This is a genomic window from Shewanella sp. 11B5, assembly GCF_002836795.1.
Taxonomy (GTDB): Bacteria; Pseudomonadota; Gammaproteobacteria; order Enterobacterales; family Shewanellaceae; genus Shewanella; species Shewanella frigidimarina.
The window spans coordinates 1-6,698 of the sequence record NZ_PJAP01000331.1; the positions used below are offsets into that span (position 1 = coordinate 1).

Sequence of the window (6,698 nt, forward strand, 5' to 3'; positions counted from 1 at the left end):
CTAGATTTAGCCGATGTCACTAAAGGCAGGTTAATTATCGATATCGCCAGTGCGATGCTCGACTGGGAAATCAATGACCAAGCGGTGTTTACCGACTGCAGTGCCGATATGTTGGCAAACAAACTGCAAAACGACATCAACGCCGTTATTGAATATTGTCAGCTAGCTTTAGCCAAATACTCATCAATCAATGATGACAATGCCCCCAAATACAGTCGGCCTCATTTTTCATTGTTTATCGACCGTTTAGAAATCTTATTAGCGTCGCCATTATTTACCGAATCCGAACGTAACAATGTATTAGATATCCTCGAAACGCTTGCGGTTTCAGGAGTAGTATTAATTATCAGTGCTTGCCGCAATGACTTTTACCCTCAGGTCGTTAGCCACCCAAGCTTAATGGCAGGCAAAGCCAATGGCTCACATTTCGATTTATCGGCGCCAACCCGAGCAGAGCTGATGCAAATGATCCGCTTGCCGGCCAATGCAGCTAACCTCACATGGACACTCGATCCCGATACGGCAATGCCGTTGGACGAAATACTTTGCAGTGAAGCCGCCTCAAACCCCGATGCACTGCCCATGTTGCAATACACCTTGCAATCACTGTATTTAAACAAAGATGACAACAATCAATTATTGGTGTCGGTATACCATTCGCTTGGGGGGATTGAAGGCGCCATCGGTAAAAATGCTGAAGAAGTGCTCAACCAATTAAACAACACCGAACGCGCCGCACTGCCTAAAATACTGTCGATGTTAGTCACCCTAACCGAAGATGAAAAATCAATCACCAGCAGTACCGCACGCTGGAGCGATCTCAGTAGTGATGCCGAAATAAACCTCGTCAAAGCCATGGTCGATAACCGTTTGTTTGTTTCCCATCTGCAACAAGATCAAGCCTGCTTTAGTATTGCCCACGAAGCGCTATTAAGGCGCTGGCCCCGCGCGACCCAATGGATAACCGAACACAAGGACAGTTTAGCAATTAAAAGCCGTTTACAGCATCAATCTAACCGCTGGCTGGCGGAGTCAAAAAGTAGTGCTTATTTGCTGGCAGAAGGTAAACCATTGGCAGAAGCAAGCACATTGCTCAATAACCAATTGTTTAACCTGGAGCCTCAAGAGCTCGCACTCATTCAAGCGTCTAGCAAACAAGCCAACATCGGACGCTGGCGCCGCCGTGCAGTCATGCTAGCCCTTGTGACACTGACATTGATTTCTGTCGCCATGAGTGTTCGCAGCATTGAGGCCGAAACCCAGGCACAACAAAAACGCCTAGCGGCAGAAAACTTACTCGGTTTTATGGTGGGTGAATTCGCCGACAAAATGCGCGGTATTGGCCGCATGGACTTGCTCGATGGTATCAGCAATAAAGCATTGGAATATTTCAGCGATTTTTCTGCCGACGATGCCAGCTATTTAAGCTTTGAAGCCCAGTTTCAACACAGCCAAACCTTAGAGGCCATGGGCGAAGTGGCCTATTCTCGCGGCAATACCGACGAAGCCCGCAGCGCCTTAATCGCCGCCCGTGAGCGCATGCAGCCGTTACTCGAAATACAACCTCAAAACCTTAGTTTACTTAAAACCTTAGGCGCTAATGCCTATTGGATCGGTCTGCTTGAGTACGATAAAAGTGATTGGCTTGCCACTCAACCTTGGTTTGAACAATATTTAACATACAGCCAAGCCATGTATCAATACGCGCCAGACGATGACGATGCGTTAATGGAGTTGTCGTACGCGCAAAACTCTCTTGGCTCGATACATATGAAGCAGCAAAACTTTGCTGCTGCACGAGAGGCATTTGAGCAATCATTACAGTTAAAACAAAAAGCACTAGTTCAAGACCCAAGTAATAGCAAAATGATTGCTGATGTGGCCAATGCACAATCATGGATTGCCAGTGCAGCCACCGCCCAAGGCGACATTACCGCTGCGATACAAATACACCAACAAATTCAACAGCAGTTGGCCAATCAAGTTTTAGAAAAGCAGCCTTATTTACTTGAACGATTATCGAGTAGTTATGGTCTGCTGGCTAAATTATTAAACTATCAAGGCAAACATCAGGAAGTATTTTCAACTGCCGAACTCCGTTTAGCTACTATTACCAAGGCCTTTAAACAAGACCCTCAAAATGATATTTTGAAAATCCAACAATATTATGCTTACTTTGATATGTTGACATATAGTTCGATACCTATTGAAAACACTATGGGTCAGAGTATTAACTCTTTGGCGGCTATGCTTGAAACCGATGCGACTTTAACAACTTCTAGTAAAAAGAACGAGTTATGGGCTAAATATCAGCTGGCAGCTGCAAATTATTTAGCATCACAAGGACAGTTACAAAAAAGCCTACTTTTTGCGCGTCAGGCAATAACCTCGTTTAATCAATTAATCACCGAGTTTCACCAAAATACGGCTTACACTGCCGATTTAGCTGAAAGTACCATTCTTACAGCCATTTTGATGAAATCTATAGAACCATCACAGCAAGTTAATGTTCAGTGTAAACAGACTAAAAACCAACTGGCACTGATTATAGATAACAACAGCGACCCTAAGTATACGATTCCCTATGCTAAAGCACTCGACTGCTTAGGCGAATTGAATAAGTATCCTGACTTGTTACAACTGTTAGATAAATCGGCAATAACCAATTATAGATTTACCCCTAAACCCTAAACCAACAAAAAATGGAAAATATAATGTCAACAACTCAAGATACAACATTTTTTAATCTCACCGTCACCCTAGAAAACGGCGAGCCGTTTTTCAGTTATACCAATCACGATGGCACCCCTAAAAGCGGTGATGTTATTATTACTAAAAACTGTACCATCACGTACCAACTTATTGATCAAACGGGCAAAGGACTTAGATTTGTTGGCGCGGCTTTTATTACCCCATTTGACGGCATTATTGATGCCGTAAGCATCTGCAACAATGGCAGCTTGATACACTTAACCGATTTAGATGAAGTAGCAGGCAATACCAGTTTTCAGTTTGTGTTGTCGAACACCAGCAATACCTTATTGGTACTCAGCCCAGATCCTGAAGTTGTTAATCACCCAGACTAAATATTCGATGAGTTGAATATGACGAAAGCTCAGGCTTGCCCTGAGCTTTTATGCTGAACCACAGAGCAACATTAATCAATAACATAACCATTGCTAAAACGACTTGTGTTATCCAGTAGCATAACCCGAGGTTGGAGTTACCTTTTACCCGTTAACCGAACTCAAAAACCAATCATTTCTCAATAGACCGATGAACAAACGCCTGTCAAATAGCGGTCTCGCTACCTCCCTGTAACGGCTTACTATCTGTCAAAGATGCAATCAAATATAGCCGCAAAAAAGGCTATTTAAGCTAAGAACACTATCGATTTTAGTGAGACAAATCCTAAAAACCAGCAACAAAATCAGCTTGCATCCAAGGTACATGCAATAGAGTCAACTCAATCACAACAAATTCACACAATAAATAGCAACTTTAAACAGTTTAAAATCAACAATTTAAAAGCAGAAGGTTACCGAAAGGTAAATAAGCCTTATTCCTAATAAAGTGTTTGACATCAACAAGGGGTTACCAATACCAAACGCTTAAGGGAATGCACCATGTTTACCAATGATAAATTAACAGAACTCAATGCCACGATTTCTCGTGTGACTAAATTAACAGACTCATTTGCTAAATTTCCCCGTTCAATAAAAATACCATTGCGTCTTGATGATGAAATCCTATCCGACTCATCATTTACGGATGTCGCTTTTGATGCCACTTCAGCAAGTCATAATGGCAAAATGGCAGTAGCAGATAACCTACAAATTAGCACCTTGCTCAATGTGATCACGGCGATTTCAGAAGCGATTTTTGTGATTAACTCTGCCGGTGTGATTGAGATGATCAATCCGTTAGGCGCTAAATTATTCGGTGCCCCAGCCGAAATGTTAATAGGTCAAACTTGGACCGATTATCTACAAAGCCCTTTTAAAGATGAGTATCAATCTTTATTTTCCTTGTGGAATAGCGCCAGCGATGAAGCCAATAAAGTGACTCAGTTTAATCATGGTCCTAAAGAAATTATTATTAATCGCGCCGACAGCACGTTACTCGAAGCAGACTTATCATTGTCATGTTTACCGTCGATGCAGATAGGATCTGAGCCGTTATTTATAGGCATCATGCATAATCTCACTACGCATAAAGCCGAGTACAACAAACTGCGCCACTTAGCCCATACAGACAAATTAACCGGCCTTGCCAACCGTCACGCTTTTGATGATGCCCTGCAAACCAACTGGAACGACAGTATTAACCACGACCAACCGCTGTGTTTAATCATTATCGATGTCGATTATTTTAAAATGTTTAATGACCAGTATGGTCATGTTAACGGTGATAAATGTTTGCAAAAAATTGCTCAAGTACTGGCAGAGGTGCTCCCGTCTAACAATGCGATGGCTGCCCGTTATGGTGGTGAAGAGTTTGTGGTCATTTTGCCCAACAGTAACCCGTTAACAGCAGAATACATAGCCAAAAATATTCAACGTCGTATTAACCAGTTAAGCTTTACCGATATAGGGTTACCTGCACAAACCAAAATCAGTGTCAGCCAGGGCATTGCCTGTGAACGCAGTGGCCAATACCGCACGCCAACCGCACTGGTTTGCGCAGCAGACACAGCACTTTACCGTGCCAAATCAACTGGCCGTAACCGCATCAATATGAGTAGCTAAGAACGAATGTGAGAAAACCGCTTAATAACAGGTTTAATGAGTGGCTATAACGCGGTTTAGATTGGTTAGTTAAATAAAGTGATACTCGGTTGCAGTGTTAAAGTTCACCGAGCATTTAGGTACTGGCAAGGCCTACACCGAAGTGAAGACCAGCAGCAATAATCGTTAATGTAGATGTTAGTGTTAAGTTAGAACTAGCACGAGGCTAATGTGAGTCAGTAGGTTGAATGACAGAATTACGATTGGAATTGCTGTAACTGGCATAAAGAACCAATAACCCTGCGCCCAAATACATGGTTAAACTGTATACTCCAGCTACCGCAGCATAACTGGGCATATGCAGTAAACTGATGCAAATAAGCATTGCCATAGTGGAGTTTTGTAAACCTATTTCAATGGCCAACGTTAGACTATCTTTATGGCTTAATTTGAATAGTTTGGCAGTAATTACGCCCACCATCATGGCAAGCAAATTTAACAACATGCACGCAATAAACACCTCGTTAAAAGCATCGCTGATAATGTCACGTTCTTGAATCACCACCCCAGTAATCATCAACAATAAAAACACTAATGCAAAGCGCCTAAAATACACCTCCACCTTCACAGCCCAATCGCGATAATAACGCCGCACAATCATGCCAAACATAATCGGTAGCAAGGTAATCACCAATAAACCTAATGAAATGCTACTTAACGACACTTCAATATCATGGCTATCACTAAAATAGCTAACCGCAAATTGGATGATAAACGGCGCGGTAAAAACGCACACAATGCTACTCAGTGCAGTCAAACTCACCGACAAAGCCAAATTAGCCTTAGCAAGATGACTTACAACATTTGAGGTTGTGCCACCGGGGCAGGCAGCCAAAATCATTAACCCTATCGACATCGCTGGCGATAAGTCCATCAACAAACAAAGAGTAAAAGCCAACAAGGGCAACACGATAATTTGGCCAATAAAGCCGCCAATAATCGGCATTGGAGTTTGCCATAAACGTAAAAAATCAAATTGAGTTAAACTTAAGCCCATGCCAAACATAATGAAGGCGAGCGACAATGGCAGCAGTATTTCGGTAATAATCGAACCTGTCATAGGGAATTGCATCCTTGCTCGCTAAGCAGACTTAGCGAGTATCATAAGCATCAGTACAGAATACGTTCTTGCGAAATATAGCTGCATGAATACGGTTTTATCAAAATCAAACCGCCCTTTGGCATCGTTAACAGGCTTAATCTAAAAAGCTGTTATCTTGCGCCAACATGACCTGATACAAAGGTTGAAAATTACCCCATGTCACTAAATCTGAGCCATTAATTTGGCGAGTTTTAGTCGCAATGTCATGGCCAATCAATTTAAGTTCACCCGCCGCCTGTGCCAATAACTGGCTATGGCAGCAACTGTCTAACATGACAAAATTAGCCGTTGCCGCATCAACAGACTTGCCTACGGTAAGCAAACCATGATTTTGCAATATCACCGCAGCATGACCTTGTAGTGCCTCTGCAATCATATCGCCTTCAGATAAATCGGCGACCACGCCGGTAAAAGTGTCAAACACGCTGTGGTTTTCATAAAACATACAGGCATCTTGAGAGATAGGTTTAAGTAACTCACCTAGTGATGAAAATGCACGACCATAAGTAGTATGGGCATGGGCCACTGCGTTGACATCTGGGCGCGCATGGTGAATACGCGAATGAATCGCAAATGCGGCATTATTGATTGGGTGCTTGCCCTCCAAAATATTGCCTTTATGATCAACTCGCACTAAATCTGATGCTTTAATTTTAGAAAAATGCACCGCTAATGGATTAACCCAAAATGACTCAGGATCAATACAATCACGCAAGGTAATGTGCCCCGCTAATCCTTCGTCGAATCGATAATGGGCAAATACTCTAAATGCCGCCGCTAGACGCTGTTTTTCATATTGTTGTTGCTGC

General features: G+C 42.6%; 5 protein-coding genes. 3 read left to right on the top strand and 2 right to left on the bottom strand.

Annotation, left to right across the window (positions count from 1 at the left end; genetic code table 11):
- The 3 genes from CXF78_RS06915 to CXF78_RS06925 all read left to right on the top strand — a co-directional run.
- The coding region (locus CXF78_RS06915; RefSeq protein WP_102036355.1) for a tetratricopeptide repeat protein at positions 1-2,691 on the top strand (2,691 nt) is incomplete at its 5' end.
- Positions 2,692-2,714: 23 nt separating this feature from the next.
- Complete coding sequence (locus CXF78_RS06920; protein WP_162022418.1) at positions 2,715-3,086, top strand: DP-EP family protein; 372 nt, start codon at positions 2,715-2,717, stop codon at positions 3,084-3,086.
- Between the two features lie 540 nt (positions 3,087-3,626).
- Positions 3,627-4,748 (top strand): sensor domain-containing diguanylate cyclase, encoded by a 1,122-nt coding sequence (locus CXF78_RS06925; RefSeq protein WP_180957078.1) that lies wholly within the window; start codon positions 3,627-3,629, stop codon positions 4,746-4,748.
- Between the two features lie 205 nt (positions 4,749-4,953).
- Here CXF78_RS06925 and CXF78_RS06930 read toward each other — a convergent pair whose 3' ends face one another.
- Together CXF78_RS06930 and CXF78_RS06935 are read right to left on the bottom strand one after the other, a co-directional pair.
- The gene (locus tag CXF78_RS06930; protein ID WP_102036357.1) at positions 4,954-5,847 is read right to left on the bottom strand and encodes a bile acid:sodium symporter family protein; all 894 of its coding nucleotides are present in this window, start codon (positions 5,845-5,847) and stop codon (positions 4,954-4,956) included.
- A 136-nt stretch (positions 5,848-5,983) separates the two neighbouring features.
- Positions 5,984-6,698 (bottom strand): class II aldolase/adducin family protein (locus CXF78_RS06935; RefSeq protein WP_102036358.1); only part of this gene is annotated, 715 nt, incomplete at its 5' end.

Bases quoted from the DNA above. Each gene is read 5' to 3' on its own strand.
- CXF78_RS06920 (WP_162022418.1), top strand. From the start codon at position 2,715: ATGTCAACAACTCAAGATACAACATTTTTTAATCTCACCGTCACCCTA.
- CXF78_RS06925 (WP_180957078.1), top strand. From the start codon at position 3,627: ATGTTTACCAATGATAAATTAACAGAACTCAATGCCACGATTTCTCGT.
- CXF78_RS06930 (WP_102036357.1), bottom strand. From the start codon at position 5,847: ATGACAGGTTCGATTATTACCGAAATACTGCTGCCATTGTCGCTCGCC.